The sequence below is a fragment of the Halomonas qaidamensis genome (genome assembly GCF_025917315.1).
Taxonomy (GTDB): domain Bacteria; phylum Pseudomonadota; class Gammaproteobacteria; order Pseudomonadales; family Halomonadaceae; genus Vreelandella; species Vreelandella qaidamensis.
In genome coordinates, this window is sequence record NZ_CP080627.1 from 2713878 (window position 1) to 2735058 (window position 21181).

The following is a 21181-nucleotide window of genomic DNA, read 5'->3' on the forward strand; positions in this document are numbered from 1 at the left end:
AACCCAGAGGGTGGCTTATGACCATTCGTGTTGCCTTGTATCACCGAACTACTTATCACTTTGACCGTCCGGTGAAGTTGTCACCCCATGTTGTTCGTTTGCGCCCAGCACCTCATTGCCGAACCCATATCGATGCCTATTCGCTGAATATTTCTGGTAATGATCACTATCTAAACTGGCAGCAAGACCCCTTTGGCAACTTTAATGCCCGCATTGTGTTTCCAGAGCCTCGCAAAGAACTAACCATTGCGGTCGAACTTATCGCCCCAATGACCGTTATCAACCCGTTTGATTTTTTCCTCGACGACATCGCACAAAAAATCCCGTTTGCCTATCCAGAAGAACTCAGCAAAGAACTGGGGCCTTATCTTGAAGTTACTGAGGCAGGCCCAAAGCTGATGGCGTGGCTTGAAGAAGTTCCCAGGGAGCCCACTGTCAGCGTTGATTTTTTAGTGGCCCTTAATCAGCGCCTTCAGAACGACATCAGCTATCTGGTGCGTATGGAGCCGGGCGTTCAGAGCTGCGAAGAGACATTGACCCTGGCCAGCGGCTCCTGTCGCGACAGTGCCTGGCTTCTGGTTCAGATTCTGCGGCACTTGGGGCTTGCCGCCCGCTTTGTATCGGGTTATTTGATTCAGCTAGCGCCTGATGTCAAAGCACTTGATGGCCCAAGCGGCACAGAGGTCGACTTCACCGACCTGCACGCCTGGACAGAAGTTTTTCTACCCGGCGCGGGCTGGGTTGGCTTAGACCCAACGTCTGGCCTCTTTGCTGGAGAAGGCCATATTCCCCTTGCAGCCACGCCGACAACCGGTAGTGCCGCCGCGATTACCGGTTTTTCTGATAAATGCGAGGTAGAGTTTAGTGTGGAAATGCGCATCGAGCGTATCCACGAAGACCCACGCGTCACTAAGCCCTACAGTGAGCAGCAGTGGCAGGAAATTTTGCAGCTGGGCGACCAGGTTGATAAGGAGCTTAATAAGCAAGACGTCCGCCTGACCATGGGCGGCGAACCTACGTTTGTTTCCGTTGATGACATGGAAAGCCCACAGTGGAACATTGAGGCGCTTGGTGACCATAAACGTGAACGCGCCGAAGTGCTGCTGAGCCGTTTGCAGGAAGCTTATGCTCCTGGCAGCGTCATTCAGCAGCAGCAGGGTAAATGGTACCCCGGCGAGCCGCTGCCCCGCTGGGCGCTAGCATGTTACTGGCGTAAAGATGGCGTACCGCTTTGGCGTGACGCCAAATGGCTTGCCTGCATGGAGGGCGCCCCAAAAGTAGCGGTTGATGATGCCATGGCACAGCGGTTTACCCAGGCGCTTAGCGAACGTCTAGGCATAGCCCCACATTACTGGATACCCGCTTTCGAAGACGCCTACTACTATCTTTGGAAAGAGCAAACGCTCCCGGTCAGTATCGATCCGCGCAAAGCCGATTTAAAAGATGATGCCGAACGCCGCCGTCTGGCACGGCTACTTGAGCAAGATTTAGCGGCAGTCGTTGGTTATGCCTTGCCACTGCGTCATTCAGTTTCCCAATCCCATCGCTGGGAAAGTGGGCGCTGGCCACTCAAACGCGATCATTTATTTTTGGTGCCTGGCGACTCACCTATGGGCCTGCGTCTACCGCTTTCTGCGCTGCCCTGGGCCGATCCTGAAGAGCAGCCCCAGCCTGAGTCACTGTTCGCGCCACGACCGGAAATTGGTGATATTCACGGCGAAGTCGCTAGACGTCATGCTGAGCAACATCGTTTAAGTAGCACCGAGCGCCACGGTCAAAGCCTTCACCCCAGCCTGAGCCACCCAGAAGGAGAAGCCGTTCAGCAGCAGCCCCTTCCCGAGAATGACCGCGATCATAAAGTGATTCATACCAGTCTGTGCATAGAGCCCCGTGACGGTCGTCTGCATATCTTTTTGCCGCCGCTCACCCGGCTAGAACACTATTTAGACCTGCTCAGCAGTATTGAAGAGTGCGCACGAACGCTTAGCTGTCCAGTGATGATCGAGGGCTACTCGCCGCCCCGTGATCCGCGTCTTGAAAACTTTATGATCACCCCCGACCCCGGTGTTATCGAAGTTAACATCATGCCAGCGGCTAGCTGGAAAACCCTGGTCGCTCAAACCGAGCGACTCTATGAGGAAGCCCGGCTAGCACGCTTGTGCACCGAAAAGTTTATGCTCGATGGCCGTCATACGGGCACCGGTGGCGGCAACCATGTCACTCTTGGCGGTATTACGCCCGATGATTCCCCCTTCCTGCGCCGTCCTGATTTATTAGCAAGCCTGGTCACTTATTGGCAGCATCACCCAAGCCTTTCGTACCTCTTTTCAGGCCTGTTTATTGGCCCCACTAGCCAGGCTCCACGTGTCGATGAGGCTCGCCATGAGGCGCTTTACGAGCTGGAAATTGCATTACAACAAATGCCTGAAGGAGACGTTGTTCAGCCTTGGCTAGTGGATCGCTTGCTGCGCCACCTGCTCACCGACTTAACCGGCAACACTCATCGTGCTGAATTCTGCATTGATAAACTTTACTCGCCAGATAGTGACAGCGGTCGTTTAGGGCTTTTAGAACTGCGCGGTTTTGAGATGCCACCCCACGCTCGCATGAGCTTAATGCAGATGCTGCTGATTCGCGCGCTTGTCGCCCGCTGCTGGAAAGCGCCCTACCGTGCGAAGCCCGTTCGATGGGGAAGCGCTCTACAAGATCGTTGGATGCTACCCCACTATTTGTGGGAAGACTTAGGCGATGTACTGAGTGACCTGGGTCATCATGGCTTTGATTTTAAGCGTGAATGGTTTGCACCTTTTCTTGAATTCCGCTTCCCTGTTCACGGACGACTGCATACCCCAATGCTGGATATTGAGCTGCGCCAAGCTATCGAGCCCTGGCATGTGCTCGGTGAAGAGACCTCTGCTGGCGGCTCCTCCCGCTACGTCGACTCCTCTGTGGAGCGTTTGGAAATTAAAGTCAGCGGTATGAGCGGCAGCCGCTATAAGGTGACCTGCAATGGCCGTCTGGTACCACTATCTCCCACTGGCCGTAACGGTGAAGCGGTTGCCGGTGTCCGCTACCGCGCCTGGCAGCCACCCTCGGCGCTACATCCGCAAATCCCTATTCATGCCCCACTGGTATTTGATGTATTAGATACCTGGAATCAACGTTCCGTTGCAGGCTGCACCTACCATGTGACACACCCCACCGGCCGCAGCTTTGAAACATTCCCCGTGAATGCATTTGAAGCGGAAGCCCGTCGTCTAGGTCGGTTCAGTGATGATGGCCACCGCCATGGTTACCAGTCGCCTAGCGCTGAAACACCTAGCCAAGAATTGCCCAACACGCTAGATCTTCGCTGGAGACCAAGCTAATGCTTTCCTATTGACACAAGCTGCAGGATAATTCGCAGCCTATTCGCTTAGGACGACAAGGAACATGACGGCCCCAGTCTCTCCCACTCTTCTCGAGCCCGGCACAGCCGGGCTTGTGGAGGACTACTTCAACCAACTTTGCGAGGGACAGCCAGGCGTCTTTGATGCCATGGTTGACCGTTATGGTCAGCTGCGGCCAGGTTGGGAAACCCTTCTTAGGGCGCTTGAAGCACTCGGGACCGATGGCCGCCTTCAGCAGCGTGAAGAAATCCAGCGACTGTTGGCTGAAAATGGCGTTATCTTCAACATGCATGATGAGGCCAAGCGCTCCTGGCGGCTGGACCCGCTGCCCTGGGTGATTAACCACACCGACTGGCAAGCGCTTGAAGTAGGCTTGCATCAACGCACTCGCTTACTCAATGCTCTCTTTGACGATATCTACGGAGCACGCCGCCTGTTTGATACCGGCCTACTCCCTACCCAGGCGCTGCTCGCTTCGCCGCATTTGCTACTACCGTGTCACGGCTCGCAGCCAAGTGACCGTCCAGCCATCAACTTTCACGGCGTTGATGTGATTCAGGATGCCGAAGGTCAGTGGCGCGTGATTGGCGACCGCTTACAGGCTCCTTCCGGTACCGGTTTCACCCTTGAAAACCGCATATTGATGGCGCGGGCACTGCCTGACATGTACCGCAATGCGCCACTTAAACGACTAGCGGGCTTTCTCGATAATTACCACCGCACGCTTATTGCCCTTGCCTACCAGCACCGTGACAACCCAAACGTTGTACTACTGACACCTGGTCCGGGCAGCCCACGCTATTTTGAGCACGCCTACCTGGCTAACTATCTCAATATTGACCTTGCCGAGGGGCAGGACTTAATCGTTAGAGATTCACAGCTATGGCTTCGCACCCTAGGCGGTTTACAGCCGGTGGATGTGGTGCTGCGCCATTGTGATGACGCCTACTGCGACCCGCTTGAGCTGCGCGGCGATTCTCAGTTAGGCGTGCCCGGTTTACTTCAAGCTGCTCGTGCCGGAGGGGTAGCGATGTCCAATGCGTTAGGCGTGGGCATTTTAGAATCTCCCGAACTTGCCGATTATCTGCCCGCCCTTTGTGAGCATTTGCTAGGCGAAAAACTGCTGCTGCCGAACGCCAATGCCGCCACGCGACCGGCCACGGCACCCATATTTGACCATCAGATGCAGCGTTTATCGCCTACCACCATGAACCTGCGCTGTTTTATTACTCGCTCGCCGGGAAGTATCGCCAGTTCAGGCCAGCAGCCAAGCGACTACCACGTTATGCCGGGTGGTTTAGCCTGGGTAGGTACGCCGGGTTCGCCGTCGTTGAATAGTCCTGTTGTGAAAGATGTGTGGGTAACGGCCAGCACGCCCCAGCCTCATGTCAGCCAACTTCGCCAGGCCCGCGGCCCAGTAGTCGCCACCCGGGATGGCACAGACTTACCCAGTCGCGTGGCCGAAAGTCTGTTCTGGTTAGGACGCTATGGCGAACGCCTGGATGCACGGGCACGCTTGCTACGTGAAGCGCTGATGCGCTTGCTGGAAGTTGATCAAGATGAAATCGCCGACCAGTTACTTGATGAACTGTTGATCGCCCTGGAAATCACTACGCTTAACGAAGATAGCGAAAACAGCAAACCGCCACTGGTCGGCTTTGTGCAGAAACGCGCAGCCCTGCTAGCCCAATTTGACACCACAGACACCCAGGCCTTACATGCCCTGTTTGATCAGCTACTGCGTAACGCCCGTAGCGTACGTGACCACCTAGGCGATGACTCTTGGCGGGTGATTAACCAGCTTCGCCAACGCGTCAGCAGTTTTAACTCAAGCCTGGGTGCCAGTGCCGCACGACGTGCCTGTGAAGGGCTTTCTGCTCAAATAGCCGCTTTTTTTGGCTTATGCAACGAAACCATGCCCCACCACTACGGCTGGCGGTTTATGGATATTGGGCGCTTTTTAGACCGCGTCTTAGGCCTGCTGTCGCTGCTAAAGCTGACCCTTAATGCTCCTCACTCTCCCGGCCTTGCGCTCTGGGAAGTAGTGCTGGCCACCACCGACAACTTTACTGCGTATCGCAGGCGCTATCGCAGTGAGCTACATCCGGAAGCGATTTTAGACCTACTGCTCTTTGATGAAACTAACCCGCGCTCCGTGGGCTACATGCTCAAACGCCTTGAGCGGCAAATGAACCGCCTGCCTGGTAACTCTTCACCCTATCGTAACGCGGAGCGGCGCCTGTTAATTCAGGCCAACGCCGCTCTGCATTTGGCCGATATTGATCGCCTTAGCCACCTTACCGAAACCCCCGAAGCGCAAGAAGCGCTAGAGCAGTTGCTTGATGAACTGATTGAACCGCTAACAGCACTTTCCGATGCTATCAGCCACAGCCATTTCAGCCATGTCGAGCGGCCGCGCCAATTAGTTAGCATGGAGCCTGATGCATGAAGTACACCCTGCGGCACACCACGCGCTATCATTACAGCGCACCCGTCACACTATGTCATAGTGAGGCACGGGTGTTGCCGCGCAAAACGCTGCACCAAGAGTGCGGCGCATCCGAGCTAACCATTAGCCCACTGCCGCAGGTTCAAGCAGAACGACGCGACGTATTCGGTAATCGCGTACTTTATTTTGCCATGGAGGATATTCACCAGACGTTAGACGTCACAGTGGTCACCCAGCTGAATACCCAGCCGCTGCCCCCACTGCCCACGACGTCTCCTGGCTGGGAGAGTGTCGCCGAACAGCTCAACAGCGATTGCCGCTTTGATATGCAGCTGTATCGCCTGGACTCGCCGTTTATTCGCCGTAACGAGGACTTAGCCGCTTTTGCTCGCAGCTGCTTTACGCCCGGGCGTCCGCTGGTAGAGAGCGCCTTGGCGCTCAATCAACTGATCTACGATACCTTCGAGTATGACCCCAGCTTCACCACGCTTGCTACTCCGCTTAGTGATGTGCTGGCTAACCGTCGTGGGGTATGCCAAGACTTTGCTCACCTAGCGATTGGAGCGCTGCGCTCGATAGGCTTGGCCGCACGCTATGTGAGCGGCTATCTAGAAACCCAGCCGCCGCCCGGACAGCCAAGGCTGGTGGGGGCAGACGCATCTCACGCATGGCTTGCGACCTGGATTCCCGATTGGGGCTGGCTAGCACTCGACCCCACCAACGGTACCCTTGCTGGCGAACAGCACCCAGTGCTGGCCTGGGGACGTGACTACGCGGATGTTGCACCATTAAAAGGGGTAATGAATGGCGGCGGCGACCATAAGCTAGAGGTGGAAGTGGATGTGATGCCAATTAGCGCTGAATAAGCCCATTGGTTAACCAAGGCACCCAGGCAAGAAGCACTAGAGTCACTAAGGTTGCCAACAAAAATGGCAGCAGTGCGCGAAATATTTTGAGCGGCGGTGCGCCGGTCATCGACGATGCAATAAACAGTCCCGCCCCCACCGGAGGCGTTAATAAGCCCATTACCAAGGTTAAACACACCACCACACCAAATTGATAGGGGCTAATCGCGAACTGGCTTTGAGCAATGGGCATTAAAATCGGCACGACCAAGATCAGTGCCGCAATACCGTCAATTACCATTCCCACCAACAGCAGCGCGCCAATCACCAACAGTAAAAATACAAAGGGGTCGCTGGTAAACGCCGCAATCCACGCTGCGGCCATTTGCGGCAATCGCTCATAAATCACCACCCAACCAAACACACCCGCGGCAGCAATTAGCATTATCACCAAGCCCGCGTTGATCGCTGTGCGAGTCAGTACCTGAGGTAGCTGACTTAAACGCAGGTCACCGTATACAAAGCGTCCCATTAATAGCGCCGCCAGCGAAGCTAACGCCGCTGACTCAGTGGGCGTGGCAATCCCCCATAAAATACCGCCAATAATGATCACGGGTATGAGCAGTGCAGGCAGCCCCCAAAGCAAGTCATGAAGCGCCTGACGACGGCTAGGCCATTGGCCTTTAGGGTATTGCTCTACCAAGCCTATCAACGCAATCACGATAAAAAAACTTGCCCCTAAGAGTAGCCCTGGCAGTAATCCAGCAATAAACATCTCTGCAATGGGGACTTGGGCCATAACACCAAACAACACAAACAGCATGGAAGGTGGAATAATCGGCGACAGTAAACCACCGGCTGCGGTAATCGCTGCGCTATAAGATTTGTCGTAACCTTCCTGCTCCATTGCCGGCACCATCGCACGGGACATAATGGCAATTTGCGACGCCGCCGAACCAATAATCGCGGCCATCATCATATTGGCCACTAAATTAATGTAGGCAAGACCGCCACGAAAACCGCCCACTAAAATACGCGCCAGCGCGATTAAACGACGGGTTAAACCACCTTCATTCATTAACTCGCCCGCCAGCATAAATAGCGGGATCGCCAGCAATCCATAGCTTTCAATGGCACTAAACAGCTGCTGCGGATAGGAATCAAATAGCACCGTATTACCTGATGCTTGGATATACCACATCGCGGTCAGTGCCAATACCAGCGCAATCGGCACGGCACCGAGCAACAGCAGCAAAAACACAGCAATCGTCATAAACGTACCGTCACATGATAAGCAGGATTAGCGTCACGTTTTGGCAGTAGGTTCTTGAGTCGGGGTGCGCCACTGGTTGAGTGACTGGATAAGATTTGCCCAGCCATGCAGACTAAGAGACAGTGCAAACCACGGCACAATCAACCACGCCCAGAACTTTTTAACGCCAAGAGTGGAAGTGTTTTCAGCGTAAATAAAATTAAAAGTGTGCCCCTGGAACGCACGGGTGTCGAACCCTGCTTGCGCAAGTTCAAGAGGCTGATACCAACGCCAGCACAGCCACACGAGCAGCAGTGCAAATAGCAGCACAATGGCATCTACCCAAAGACCAATTAGTTTTCGCCCCGTTTGCGGCAGTAGATCGCTCAACAGTGTTACCGCTATCCCTTGGCGGCGTTTAAATACCGCGCCGGCAATTAAAAAAGTCATCCAAATCATGGAATAAATTGCCAACTCACTAATCCAATAAAGCGGACTACCCAGCGCACGAAATGCAATATTGGTGAGAATGAAGCAGGTAACTGCCGCTGCTAAAGCAGCGGCGGCTATCTCTTCGCAACGGGCAAGCCTTGAAGAAAAACGTTGCAGCATCTTACTCGTCGCGCAGCCGTTCAGCTTCAGCACGTAACGTTTCTAACATAGGCGCTTTCGGCGCCCAGATGCTTTCCCACTGTGCAATGGCGTCAGAGAAGAACTCAGCATCCGCTTCAACAATGTTGATATCTAAAGCACGGATTTCCTCTTCCTGAGCGGCATCCATCTCTTCAAAGCCTACCAACACGTTTTCAAGATGCTCCGCCATTGCGGTATCAATCAGCTCACGATCATCTTCCGACAGCTCGCGCCACACTCGACCAGACACCACGCCCACCATAGGGAACATCATATGATTAGAAATCAGCAGATTTTCCGCCTGCTCGTAGAATTTCAAAATCAAAATAGAGTCGAAATCCATATCAATAGCATCGACCTGGCCGTTAGCCAGCGCATCATATACTTCTAATAGCGGCATGGGCGCAGGGGCAGCACCAGTGGCCGTATAGAAATCACGGATTGGCTCAAATGGGGTAATACGTAAACGCTGCCCCTGCAGATCGTCGGCGCTTTCAATAGGATCACGGCTGAGCACTTGGCGCATACCCACCATGCCGTAACCAACGCCAATTAAGCCGACTTCTTGCGGCATTAATTCGAGTAGTTCTCCAGCCGCGTCAGAACGTAACAGCTGTGCCGCATGGTTAACGTCATCCACTAGATAAGGCGCATAAAGTGCACCAAAATCAGGAATACGATTAGAAATTTCGGCAATTGTTAAAAAAGCCATATCTAATGCGCCAGTTTGAAGCTGCTGAACCATCTGCGCTTCATTGCCAAGCTGCTGGGCTGGAAAAACGCTAACGCTATGCTCACCATCAGAGCGCTCGTTAAGCGTTTGGGCAAAGGCTTCCGCCTCGGTGGACCATAGATGCTGTGCAGGCGTGATAAGACCGAGACGAAAATCCCGCGCTTGAGCACTCATGGCTGAAACGGCGAGCGTGGCTGTTGCGCAGGCAAGCGTAAGCGTTTTGATGCGATTCATGCAAAGCCTCTTGTATCCAGCGGAAGCGCCCATAGCGCTTCGCGTGTTTTTTTAATTGATAGACTTTGAGAATACATTAGCGTTAGCGTTAATGGCACCCGCCATTACGCTAACGCAACGACGCTACTTACGCTGCTTCGTAAGCCGCTTTTAAGCGGTAAAACTCATCAACAATTGCTGCCATTTCAGTCGCGTCGTAATCACACAAGCCACTAACCACTAATTTCTTAGAGCCCACCCCAACCGCTTCTCCAGCAGACTCAATCGAAAACTCAAGCAAGGCATCGGCGCGCTTACCCTGCACTTCTAGCGAGGAGCTTGTTAGCGCTAAGTTCGGCGAAAAACCGTCTAAACGCTCTAGGGAAAAGCCCATGCTGTCGTAAATAACCAAGGGGCGCTTAGGATTAAACATTACCCCATGCTGCTCCATCAAAGGTTTTAAATAGTGGGGAAAGTTTTTACCCGAAAATGCCACATAGCAGCGAGCAAAGGCCTCAATAGCCGCTTCATCGTGAGTCACTTCTCCACCACGAGTTACCTGAAGGTAGCATTTACCACCATCATCGCAGACATGTAGATGACCGTTCTCGTCTTCACTAAATTTGAGCGGTGTGTCGGCTCCCACCATATTGGTGAAGCGAAATTCCATTTGTCGCGACAACCCAAATTTCACCAATACCAGCGTAAATAGCAGGTCACCAGGTACGCAAAAACGGCGCGCATCTGGATTATGAATCGGGTTGTAATCGCCGGCCACGCCCTTGGCGAAACGGCTGGCCTGCTCAGCAGAGATCACAACATACTCTCCGCGCTGCGCGTAAAAATCCTTGAACATGGCTTTGCTGCCTGCCTAGCGTTGAAATCGAAAACCCATTACGGTCCCACGACGCGCATAATGCCATAAAACACGCGCCGACAGGAGTCATCTGCAAGGAAGCCCGTATGCCGAACGAGAACCCAAGATCAAAACGTCTACCCCGTGTCCTGATCATCCTACTATTAAGCGCATTAGTGGCGACGTTGGTGTGGGTAGGTGGCAGCACCTGGCTGCTCAATAGCCAATGGCTACCAGAACGACTTTCTCAGATCGAAGGGGTCGACGTGCGCTGGACGAATGCAAACAGCCTTCACCCAGGACGCTGGGAAGTAGAAAATCTTTACTTGGCACGAGAAGACGACAGTTTGCCAATATCCGTTGAAGCCCAGCAGGCAACACTTTCGCTATCATTACTGGCACTCCTGCGCGGTGAGCTGCACATACAGGCATTGGATGCCAACGGCATTCGCCGCTTAACCGTCGGCGATATTGCCTTAGAGGCACAAGGCCAACTACAGGTGAAGGATACCCAGTTAAGCCGCGCTGCGTTAGCCGTCCCTAGCGTATCGTTGGATATCAGCCAAGGTCGCCTAATACGCCTTAGCGACCAAGCCTCGCTGGTGCAAGATATTCAGTTACGCGCAGATGCCTCCTTAGAGAGCGTCACTACCGCGCAAATCCCCCGCGAAGAACTCACCGCGGAGTTACTCAGCGCCCTGTCTGCTCAACTGACCATAGAGGCCCAAGCAGATGCCTGGGACGTCTTTATGCCCTACTTAGAAGCGCTACCCTGGTTGACACTTGATGGTCATGGCAACTTAACAGGTGAGCTTAACCTGAGCGACGGCGAGCTACAGCATGGCAGCGTGCTAACCTTAAATGCGCCTGAATTGCGCTTATCGGTGAACGAACAGCGCCTGCGACCCCGCGAAACAGACAACCTGCGCTGGTTGATTGCAGAAGCACCGCCTCCGCTCCACACCGCCGTTGGTGAAGGCGCTGTGCGCTTGGCGGTAGAAAACGATGAGCTTAACTTTTCAACCCAGCTCATCGATGTCGTATTGGCGGATACCCACCCCTACGCCACCAATACGCAACTTCGCCTAGCGACCAGTATGCCCAATCAGCGCCTAGACCAACTAGACCTTCCCACTGGCGCCTCACTTGAACTAAAGGGCGACGTCACTCGCCTGGATATGCTTGACCGCTACCTGGCACATACATTTGACGGCCAAGGAGTTCGGCTTGCCGGTAACGGTCAAATTGAGGCTAGCGTGACACTACGTGACGCCAAGCCTTATCACGCATCGTTAGCGATTCAAGCGCCAACACTTGCGGCTAATTTACTTGATTTCACGGCTCAAGGAAGCGGCTCATTGGCCGCACAACTGTCAAACGAAGAGGCGATAGACGCGACACTCACCTTCACTGACGCCACCCTCAGCCACCATCAGCGAACGTTGATGGCCGATGCTGCCATTACGCTGAATGCAAGTAGCCCACTAGACCCAACGTTGGCGCAAGGAAACGCTACTGCTCGCCTAACCTGGCAATCCGCGCGCTTACCCGACATTAGCGTGTTACAAACCTATCTTAAAGCCGCCTTGCCCGACCCAGCCCCCTTACAGCTGCTCAGTGGCCAAGCGACTAGCAGTGGGCGGCTCGACTTCACCACCGAGCAAACGCAGGGTGAGATCCTTTTAGAAGGAGAGCAATTAGCCACCCGCTGGCAACACACGGAACAGAACGGTGTACTGGAAAGCAACGCGCAGCTTAGATTAGCCATTCGACAAGCGGCTCTGGACGGCACAAGGCTTGATATCAGCGGTTCACGTCTGCGCTGGCAAGTAGCGGATAGGCACGCTACCAGCGAGCAATTGGAGAGTATTCTAGTACTCAATGATGGCCGCTTTCAGCGCAATGGAAGTAACAGTGATGGGGATAAACCGCTCAGCGGCGAGTTTTCACTCGAAGGTAGCGTTCAGCGACTGGGGTTCTTAAATATCTTTTTACCCGACGCCCACGGGCTGGCACTTTCCGGTAACGGCCAACTATTCGCTCAGGGAGCTTTTCGTGATGATCGCTTATTAGCGCCCACTCGCCTACGGGTGAATGCCAACCAGCTTGAGGTGGCATTTTTAGATTACATCGCTACTGGGCGCGGCGAACTGACGGCCCAACTCGACACGTCTGAGCAGGCCCGGCTTTCGTTAGGCATTCCACACTTTGCGCTGATGCGCCAAGACGATGACCGCCCCCATTTGGAGGGCCGCCACTTTGCCCTCACAACTGAAACAGCCCGCTTTAGTGACGTGCTGGAGTCGCCAGAGCCCGATTTATTCACTACTCGCATCGCGCTGCCTATTACGGAGGTGCCTGACTTCACCCGTTATAACCGTTACCTACCTGAAGATGCAGGAGTTACCTTGCTGGGCGGCCAAGCTAGCCTAACCAGCGAATGGCTACTGGATGGACTTACCGCTCAGGGAGATATTACCTTACGTGCATTTGGTGCCGAACTAGCACTACTTGATCAGCAGTTAAAGGGCGATGTTGAATTACATCTGCGGCTTACCGAAGGTGATTTAGAAACACGGCGCTTCAACGCCAATGACTCTTTCCTGCGGCTAGAAAATGTTTTTCGGCAAAGCTTGGAAGGCGCACAAGATGCTGGCTGGTGGGTGCAACTTAGCATGGACGAAGCACAGCTTGAGTGGGGTGACCCTATTCGCTTAACTAGCCAACTGCGCCTTGGCATGCGTGATACCGGGCTATTGGCCCGGCTCTTCCTAGCCCGCGCCAGGCAAAGTGACTGGCTGGGGCGGCTATTAAACGTCCATGGCATTAACGGTAACGCGCAGCTTCAGATCAACGGCGAACGCATACGCCTACATAACCTCACGCTTACCGGTGGTCCGCTGTTACTGCTTTCAGATGTCACATTATCTGACAAAAGCGCCAACGGTGCGCTCTATGCACACCTTGGCGCATTAGGAATAGGCGTAGAGCTGATCGATAGCGAACCCACATTGAAGGTAGTGCAACCAAGGCGCTGGTTTGATCGCTGGCGAGAAGCACGTGCATTTTGAAAGTAAATGAGAGAGAAGATAGCGACGAACACAAGAAAAAATGAAGGAAAAGAATAGGCGCGCCTACTTTTAGCGACATCGCAAAAAGTAGGCGGTCAGGCTAACGCTTTGTGCGTTCCCGGCGAATCATCCGCACCCGCTCTTTGGCTTTCTGAGGGGTTGATAACGGTACGGCAGACTCATCATGGGTTTTCGGTGGTAGGGTTACCCAGGCAAACACCGGTAACGCCAGGTGCCAGTAAATCGCCGCTAGGCGCAACCCAAGTGTCACTGTTAAAGCAGCTGCAATTGCAACGGTTAGCGGCGCCTCTAACGCATCGAACGCCACGTAAACAATGCCCCCCGCCAAGGCTGCGGTCGCGTAGATCTCTTCACGGAGCACCATGGGCACCCGCTGGGCTAGCACATCACGAATCATGCCACCTGCCACACCGGTCATCATACCCATTAACACCGCCACAACGCCTGATGTACCCAGCAGCAATGCTTTATGAGTGCCAATGACGGTAAATAGCGCCAGCCCAAATGCATCAGCAACGGGTAGAAAACCCCGAGAAAGGCGATGAATATAGTGAAACCCCACCAAGGATACGCCCACTGTGGCTAATATCACCCACAAATAGGTCGGATCTGTCACCCAGAATACCGGGCGAACGCCTAGCACCAAGTCCCTGAGCGTGCCGCCACCGATGCCCGTCACCGCCGCGAGCACCAGCATACCGAAGGGGTCCATCCGCGAGCGGCATGCCAAAATCACACCTGACAAAGCAAATACGATGACCCCCGCCATATCCAACCAGTAAATCACACCCGACACGCGACGCTCCTTAGAGACATGCTTAATAAGGCGAGCAGAATAGCACTCCTGTGAATGGGAGGGTCATCCCAAAAGCGATGAAAATATTAACTAGTGACCATGGCGCTCTAACCATTCGCGAAGGAAAGCAATTTCACTCTCTTGAGCAGCAACAATATCTTCTGCCAGTTGGCGAATCTCAGAATCTTCGCCGTACTCCAACACAATTTCTGCCATAGCAATAGCGCCTTCATGATGAGGAATCATACCTTTAGCGAAGTCTATATCCGGGTTGCCTGTAAATGACATTGCCATATCTTCATGCATACGATCACTGGCAGTTTGATACGCTGTAACGGCTGGATTTTCTTCCTGTGCCTGCGCCGAGGCTCCATGGTGGCCATCGCTACCATGCTGTGTACGGCTACCATGCTGTGTACGGCTATCTTGTTGTGTATGGCTATCATGATGGTCATAGCTGCCATGATGATCAGCAAACAGTAAAGGAGCCGCCATCAAACTCGCCATGGCGACAACACTCACTGCCACGTTTAATGGATTTAATAAACGTGCACTGGCTAATTTACATGTTAAAAAAACGAGCGACATAGCAACTCTCCCAGAGAGTGATAAAAGCATGAAATAAGAGGAAATAGAGTTTAAAACCTATAGGCAGCACACAGGTCAACAGACGTCGAGTAGGTTACTCTAGTGGACAGCTTATTCTAGTGAACAGCTTCACCCATAGACTGCATAGGAGCACACATGGACTGGAACCTTGCTTATACGTGGTTGGTGATTGCCCTGTTGCTAAGCTTGGCAGAACTAACCTCCGGCGCAATGCTACTGCTTGCGCTGGGGATCGCTGCGGCGCTGACCGCCGCGGTAACGGCGCTGGGGTTATCGCTACCTTGGCAGTTGCTCAGCATGGGGGTTTTCGCAGGCATTCTAGTACCCTTAGGCGTTATGGTAATTCGCCCGCGCTTTTCGCCAAAAGGCGTTGCCTATGGCACAACGGGTACCGGCGTTGAAAAAGACAACCAGTACAGAACGCTGATACGTGACTTTGACAGTGCAACCGGTATTAAGGTGAACGGTGACTTCTACCGTTTACGGGTGATCGAAAGCGGTGATACTGAGCTGCCGCCAGGAACCCAAGTGGTCTTTAAACGCTTTGAAGGTACAACGGCCTTAGTGACGCTGACACCTTCAACAGACGCTACTTCCCAGGATGCAATTTCCAACGCAAGGAGCCATAAACATGAATAGCCTCATGGATTTCTCGATTAGCCCAGGCCTGCTCATCAGCCTGATTATCGTCGTTATTGGCGTGCTCATCATCTCGAAAGGATTGGTCATTGTTCGCCAGTCAGAAGTGATGGTGATCGAGCGTCTCGGTTCGTTTCATCGCGTACTTGAAAGCGGCATCAACATTATTATTCCGTTTATTGAGCAGCCGCGTGCGATCACAATGCTGCGCTATCGCAAGATGGGCGAAGACTACACAGCCATTACCAGCGATGAAATCCGTATTGACCGCCGTGAAACGGTCATGGACTTTCCTGGCCAGCCAGTTGTCACCACAGATAACGTCACCGTGAGAATCAATGGTGCGCTCTACTACCAAATTATTGACCCTAAACGTGCCGTCTATGAAGTAGAAAATATGAGTCAAGCCGTCGAGGTGCTGGCAAAAACCACGCTTCGCTCAGTAGTCGGTAAGATGGAGCTAGATAAACTGTTTGAGTCCCGTGCTGAGGTGAACAATGAAATCCAGGCAGCAATGGAGGAGCCCGCGTCCAAATGGGGAGTCAAGATCTCCCGCGTAGAGGTGCAAGATATTGCCATGCCGGACGAGGTAGAAACCGCAATGCGCCTGCAAATGGCTGCCGAACGTAAACGCCGTGCGACGGTAACAGAAGCAGAAGGTGAAAAGTCCGCCGCCATTGCAATGGCGCAAGGGCAGCGTGAGTCGGCCATTCTAAATGCCCAGGGGGACAAAGAGTCAGCAATTCTACGCGCCCAAGGTGAGCAGGAATCTATTAAGCTTGTGCTTAGCGCCATCGGCGACAGCGAAGAGAACAAGCGCACCGTAGTGGGCTACCTACTTGGCCAAAGCTATATCAAAGGGCTGCCCAACATGGCGAAAGACGGAGAGCGGGTATTCGTGCCTTACGAGTCCTCTGCTCTACTGGGGTCAATGGGCATGTTCCGTGAAATGGCGGGCTCCCCCGAAGACACTGTCGCTAATCACTTAAAACAGCGCAACAGCAGCGAAAGCGGCTTTCGTAGCGGTATCGTCGGTGGCGCGGCTGGCGGTCATTAATTGTTTAGTGATAAATAATTATTTTGTAGTCATTTAAAAAGTACTATTTCAATAATACCAGGCTAAATGCTATTTCTAGAGGTGTTATACCTAGAGGCAGTGTGAAACACGGTTAGGCTGGTTAAAAAACCCAGCCAACCCTGTTTCATAGTTGACTCTGTTTATTAGTGTTATCGCGCATTTTAACGTTAAAGGCACTGTCATCGCCTGATGTTTCTTGCTAGTTAAGCGGGCGGCTGGGTTAGTGTTTTTATCATCGCGCCTCAACCAACTCATCTGATTATTGGGCTGAGGCACTTTTCAGCACAAGGATTGTAACCAGTAGATTAGGGCGTTCATCATGCTGCCTCATTGGCTTGCCATACGTCACTGCACCCAGCTACTTCTAATACTGGCTGCTTTTGTGCTACTGCCTAGTGGCCTTACCGCTGCTGCTCAGCCCCTACCGCTGCAAAATTGGGAATTTCGCTGGGGTGACTCACCACTTGATTCAAATAACCAGCCACAATGGCTACACGGCAATTTTAGTGAATGGCAGTCAATTGACTCTCCGTTTAATCCACCGGGACGCGAAGGGCACGAGCATCTTTGGTTGCGAACGACGCTGCCAGCCGGTGACTGGAACGACCCGGTTCTATTTATCACTAGCATTAATCTTATCGGTCAAGTTTATCTAGGCGACACGCTTATTTATCAATACGGGGAGTTTGACGATCTAGGAAAAGGGGATTTTGCTGGCTGGCCCTGGCATATGATTGACCTTCCCCAAGATGCCGCCGGCCAGCCCCTCACTTTTCGCTTCTATTCGTACTACACCAGTATTGGCTTGTGGGGCCAAATCCAGGTAATGGAGCGTAGTGATGTTCTAAAGCAAGTGATTCACGACTCTACTAAAGATTTAGCCGTCAGTGCGCTGGTATTAGTGTTGGCTATTCTCGCAACCATTTTCACTTTAATTGGCCCTGAACGACGCGGTTTTAGTGCCATTGCGCTATTTGCCTACGCTTCGGGGCTGATGTTAATTGCAGAAACTCCAGCGCGCCAACTAATGGCAGATGGAGCGCTAGCCTGGGACATATTGCGTGCTGGAAGTTACTACACCCTGCCAGTGGCATTGGGCTTATTGCTCAGCGACTGGTTGGAGGGCACTGCTAAGCGCTGGATAACCCGGCTGTGGATTATTCACCTAGTATATCTCGTTGCCACTATGGGGCTAGTGCAGCTTGGTGTGATCAGCCTTTCAATCACTTTTCCCATCTTTGACGTAATGCTAGCTATCACACTTCCCATGATGCTGGTACTCGCACTTATGCGCTTTCAACGACTGAAAGTGGAGCAGCGGTTGCTGGTGGTTAGCTTTACGTTTTTTGCACCGTTGTTGTTAGCTGATATGGCCGTTGCTCACGGCTTTATAACCTGGCGCAACGTACCATTAAGCTATGGCACATTAGCTTTCACTCTCGCCAATGCTGCTATTTTCCTATGGCACTACCGCCATACCCAGCAACAGCTTGCTATCGCGAATGAAACGCTTGAGCAACAGGTAGCGTCTCGGACAGCCGATCTCGACAAGCTGGTTCAGGAACTCGAAGGGCTATCATTTAAAGACCCGCTAACAGGGCTGCATAACCGACGCCACTTCGATACTGCGTTTGATCATCACTGTCAGCGAGCGCAACAATACGCCAGCCAACTTTCAGTTTTAATGCTTGATATCGATCATTTCAAACAGATTAACGACGTTTTTGGTCACGATACAGGAGACGCTGTATTGGTAGAGGTCGCACGACTACTACGCCAACACTTACGCGGTCTTGATGTTATCTGTCGTTTCGGTGGCGAAGAGTTTATTGCTCTGCTACCTGCCACGTCCCAAATCGCTGCGGAGTCCAGGGCAAACACGCTACTAGCCTCTATATCTCAAGAGATATTTACTCATGAAGGCACGGCTCTTCGGCAAATAACACTGTCCTGCGGGATAGCCACCTACCCTGATCACACTCGAGACCCTAAGAAGCTGCTACGACTCGCTGACGAAGCCCTTTATCACGCAAAACACAGCGGACGAAACCGCTGTGTTGTTTGGGAAGAATCGCTTGAAGAGCAAAGCTACTTGTTTAGTAAACAACAAACGCTATGAACAAACGCCATCAACATTAATGGCGTAGCCTCTTAGCAAGAATTCGTCGCCAGAAAGTGCTCTACAAATACCTCGTAATCTTGTGATACGCAGGCGGCATAAGCAACCGCAAGGGTCGATACCACCTCAATAAATTGCGCTTCACGTCCTTCCAAGCGCTGACATACCGCGTTGGCAAATGGTGCAGAATGCCCACGGTGAAGAGCCTGGGCACCGCGCAGATGTTCACGTGCGAGAATTTCTCCCCACTGACGCGCTAACTTGCGATAAGACTTGCCCCCTGAAAGTTTGTGGGTAGGCACATCTTTTTTGAATGGAGACCGCTCTCTGACCGAAAACACTTTGCCGTTCATGGTCAGCCAACCCAAATAGGCGTCCGGGTGTTCAGCAATGGCATGAAAGGCTGCCGCATGGCGAATGCCTTCATTAGGAAATAACTTTCGCCACGCTTGCTGCTGAGCTTTATTCATTAAGCTGTAAGCTTCCGGCGTTACCTGTTCTTTAACATCTAATATAACGTCGTCGTGTTCATGAGCCGCACCACCCTCGATTAATACATAATAGCGCTCGACACCTAGCGAGCCCGTTCCCGCATCTAGGCGGCGCGCGGTATCTTTTACACGAAAGTGTTTTGGGTCACTCTCTTTGATCGGATGCTGTAGCGTCTGTTGGTACTCTTGCTCAATCAAACGACGCAGCTGGCTGGCGACATCTGCAGGTAAGTTCGCTAACTTGCCAGGGCGCTCGGCAAATATGCGCCCTTTCTGCTCATCTAGAGTCGTCCATTTTTCCAGCATACGCGCCCGACTCTGCTTATCGGCAACTTTCCCCATAAACGGCTTGAGTGGCCCTTTGGCGCTATCCAAAGTCACCGCATCAATGGGCAGCTCTTTAGTATGGTCATCTTTTACATGAGCTTCTTTGTAATCCGCTAGCGTATGGATGTACCCCTCTAACAGCTTTTTCAGCGCTTTATCAGACGCTTTAGAACTTAACGCTGCGTTTTCACGGCTATCCAACACTACGCTGATCGCCAGCCGCCATACATCGTATTGATAGTCGCCTATCAACGCATCATCAAAATCATCCATGCCATAGCGCACTTGGTCATCGTGGTGACCATAAGCACCAAAGTTATAAATATGCGCATCGCCTTGAAGCCATGTTTGGGTAGACGGCCATCCGCCAAATAGCGCAAAACGCCAGTCATGCCATACGTCCTGCCAATATAAGTGATTAGTTCCACGAAAGAATCGGTAGGGAGAGGCAGCCATCTTGGCGTACTTTGCTTGGCGGTGTGCCACATTTAGCGGGGCATTCACCTGCTGAATCGCCTCAATCACTTGCTGTGGGCGGTTATGTCCGGTTAGTGCATGGCTCATCGCGTTGCCTTTTTCTGTGCGTAAAAAGCATTCTGCTATCAGCGTAGGTGAGAAACGTTAAGAGAATAAGTCATTAGCAAATTTTAACTATACCCAGTTAGCTAACTCGGGTATCGACGAATTCCCCAACGTTAAGATCTGGCTATTCGTGCTCTTGTAAAAAAGTTAGAAGCGGGCTTTCTGCCAACGAACTACCCCAGCCATCATGGTGCACCAATTCATCTAATGAAAGCCGAGAGCGCCAGCCTTTTGTTTCCAACTCAGGCTGATCTAGAAACTCGCTGACATAGCCCATGCAAAGATAAGCCAACGGATAAACATGTTCAGGCAACTTTAACGCCGTGCTGAGCTGATCTTGGTCGAGAATACTGACCCAACCAACGCCAATGCCTTCTGCCCGCGCCGCCAACCAAAGATTTTGCACCGCTAAACACGTGCTGAAAAGGTCGGTATCCACAATACTATTGCGGCCTAGTACATGGGGGCCTCCCCGACTGCGATCGCAGGTAATACAGAGGTTAAGCGGACTTTCCAAAATGCCTTGAAGCTTCAAGCCTTGGTAACGCTCCTTGCGATCGCCCTCAAACCGCTCCGCGGCTTTGTGGTTTTCTTGCTCAAACATCGCCAATATCGCTGCTCTAACCTCGCGGCTTTCGATCACAATAAAATCCCACGGCTGCATAAAGCCTACCGAAGGTGCGTGATGGGCTGCCTTTAGCAGTCTTGATAACACCTCGGGGGCAATAGGATCAGGTAAGAACTGTGAGCGCACATCGCGCCGTTCATAAATGGCGCGGTACAGCCCGCGCTTCTCGGCATCGGAGAAGTGGTGGTTAGAGATAGTCATTAAGCTGATCTGGCCTTTTGCTGATCGATTTTACAGACATTGAATAGGCAGCTCTCTTCCTTGAAAACGATAGCGGTAGAAGATCGCGAATGATGAGGTGGCTAGCAGCCGCTAAGAATTGTTTAATCAAATCATAGCGCAGACTTGCTTAGCTTTACCGCATAGACTTCCGGCAGGAGTGAGTCCCACACCCTTATTCCGCTATACGGTCATGAACCACCTTAACCAATTACGGGGATCAGCGTTGTA

The 21181-nt window shown here is 52.6% G+C and carries 14 protein-coding genes and 1 pseudogene; 7 read left to right on the forward strand and 8 right to left on the reverse strand.

Features of this window, described 5'->3' with window-relative positions:
- Positions 1–17 precede the first annotated feature (17 nt).
- From K1Y77_RS12315 to K1Y77_RS12325, 3 genes are all read left to right on the forward strand, one after another.
- Positions 18–3368 carry a transglutaminase family protein gene (locus tag K1Y77_RS12315; RefSeq protein ID WP_264428771.1) on the forward strand — a complete coding sequence of 1117 codons (3351 nt, stop codon included), beginning with the start codon at positions 18–20 and terminating at the stop codon, positions 3366–3368.
- A 64-nt stretch (positions 3369–3432) separates the two neighbouring features.
- A complete protein-coding gene (locus tag K1Y77_RS12320) occupies positions 3433–5838 on the forward strand; it encodes a circularly permuted type 2 ATP-grasp protein (protein ID WP_264428773.1) in 2406 nt (801 codons plus the stop codon).
- Entirely contained in the window at positions 5835–6704 is an 870-nt protein-coding gene (locus K1Y77_RS12325) for a transglutaminase family protein (RefSeq protein WP_030073524.1), read from the forward strand. The genes K1Y77_RS12320 and K1Y77_RS12325 overlap by 4 nt, the downstream gene beginning before the upstream one ends.
- Here the strand turns inward: K1Y77_RS12325 and K1Y77_RS12330 are convergent.
- The 4 genes from K1Y77_RS12330 to K1Y77_RS12345 form a co-directional block, all read right to left on the reverse strand.
- On the reverse strand, positions 6691–7956 hold the full coding sequence (locus K1Y77_RS12330; protein ID WP_030073529.1) for a TRAP transporter large permease: 1266 nt from the start codon (positions 7954–7956) through the stop codon (positions 6691–6693). The genes K1Y77_RS12325 and K1Y77_RS12330 overlap by 14 nt on opposite strands.
- Before the next feature lie 33 nt (positions 7957–7989).
- Positions 7990–8547, reverse strand: coding sequence for a TRAP transporter small permease (locus K1Y77_RS12335; RefSeq protein WP_264428775.1), 558 nt, complete (start codon positions 8545–8547; stop codon positions 7990–7992).
- Between the two features lies 1 nt (position 8548).
- Positions 8549–9535, reverse strand: coding sequence for a TRAP transporter substrate-binding protein (locus K1Y77_RS12340; RefSeq protein ID WP_030073533.1), 987 nt, complete (start codon positions 9533–9535; stop codon positions 8549–8551).
- Between the two features lie 127 nt (positions 9536–9662).
- The gene (locus K1Y77_RS12345; protein WP_030073535.1) at positions 9663–10370 is read right to left on the reverse strand and encodes a DUF3581 family protein; all 708 of its coding nucleotides are present in this window, start codon (positions 10368–10370) and stop codon (positions 9663–9665) included.
- A gap of 107 nt (positions 10371–10477) precedes the next feature.
- Between K1Y77_RS12345 and K1Y77_RS12350 the strand changes: the two genes are divergently transcribed.
- On the forward strand, positions 10478–13441 hold the full coding sequence (locus K1Y77_RS12350) for a hypothetical protein (protein ID WP_264428779.1): 2964 nt from the start codon (positions 10478–10480) through the stop codon (positions 13439–13441).
- 100 nt (positions 13442–13541) lie between these two features.
- On the opposite strand, the gene K1Y77_RS12355 is transcribed toward K1Y77_RS12350, so the two are convergent.
- Together K1Y77_RS12355 and copM are read right to left on the reverse strand one after the other, a co-directional pair.
- Complete coding sequence (locus tag K1Y77_RS12355) at positions 13542–14258, reverse strand: trimeric intracellular cation channel family protein (protein WP_084180481.1); 717 nt, start codon at positions 14256–14258, stop codon at positions 13542–13544.
- Between the two features lie 90 nt (positions 14259–14348).
- Complete coding sequence (gene copM, locus K1Y77_RS12360) at positions 14349–14846, reverse strand: CopM family metallochaperone (RefSeq protein ID WP_264428781.1); 498 nt, start codon at positions 14844–14846, stop codon at positions 14349–14351.
- 156 nt (positions 14847–15002) lie between these two features.
- Here copM and K1Y77_RS12365 point away from each other — a divergent pair.
- From K1Y77_RS12365 to K1Y77_RS12375, 3 genes and pseudogenes are all read left to right on the forward strand, one after another.
- A pseudogene (locus K1Y77_RS12365) lies at positions 15003–15496 on the forward strand (NfeD family protein).
- A gap of 14 nt (positions 15497–15510) precedes the next feature.
- On the forward strand, positions 15511–16563 hold the full coding sequence (locus tag K1Y77_RS12370) for an SPFH domain-containing protein (protein ID WP_030073544.1): 1053 nt from the start codon (positions 15511–15513) through the stop codon (positions 16561–16563).
- A gap of 340 nt (positions 16564–16903) precedes the next feature.
- Positions 16904–18703 (forward strand): GGDEF domain-containing protein, encoded by a 1800-nt coding sequence (locus K1Y77_RS12375; RefSeq protein WP_264428785.1) that lies wholly within the window; start codon positions 16904–16906, stop codon positions 18701–18703.
- A gap of 32 nt (positions 18704–18735) precedes the next feature.
- On the opposite strand, the gene K1Y77_RS12380 is transcribed toward K1Y77_RS12375, so the two are convergent.
- Positions 18736–20085 carry a DUF2252 domain-containing protein gene (locus K1Y77_RS12380; protein WP_264428787.1) on the reverse strand — a complete coding sequence of 450 codons (1350 nt, stop codon included), beginning with the start codon at positions 20083–20085 and terminating at the stop codon, positions 18736–18738.
- 142 nt (positions 20086–20227) lie between these two features.
- Positions 20228–20932, reverse strand: coding sequence for a 5,6-dimethylbenzimidazole synthase (gene bluB / locus K1Y77_RS12385; protein WP_030073549.1), 705 nt, complete (start codon positions 20930–20932; stop codon positions 20228–20230).
- Between the last annotated feature and the right edge of the window lie 249 nt (positions 20933–21181).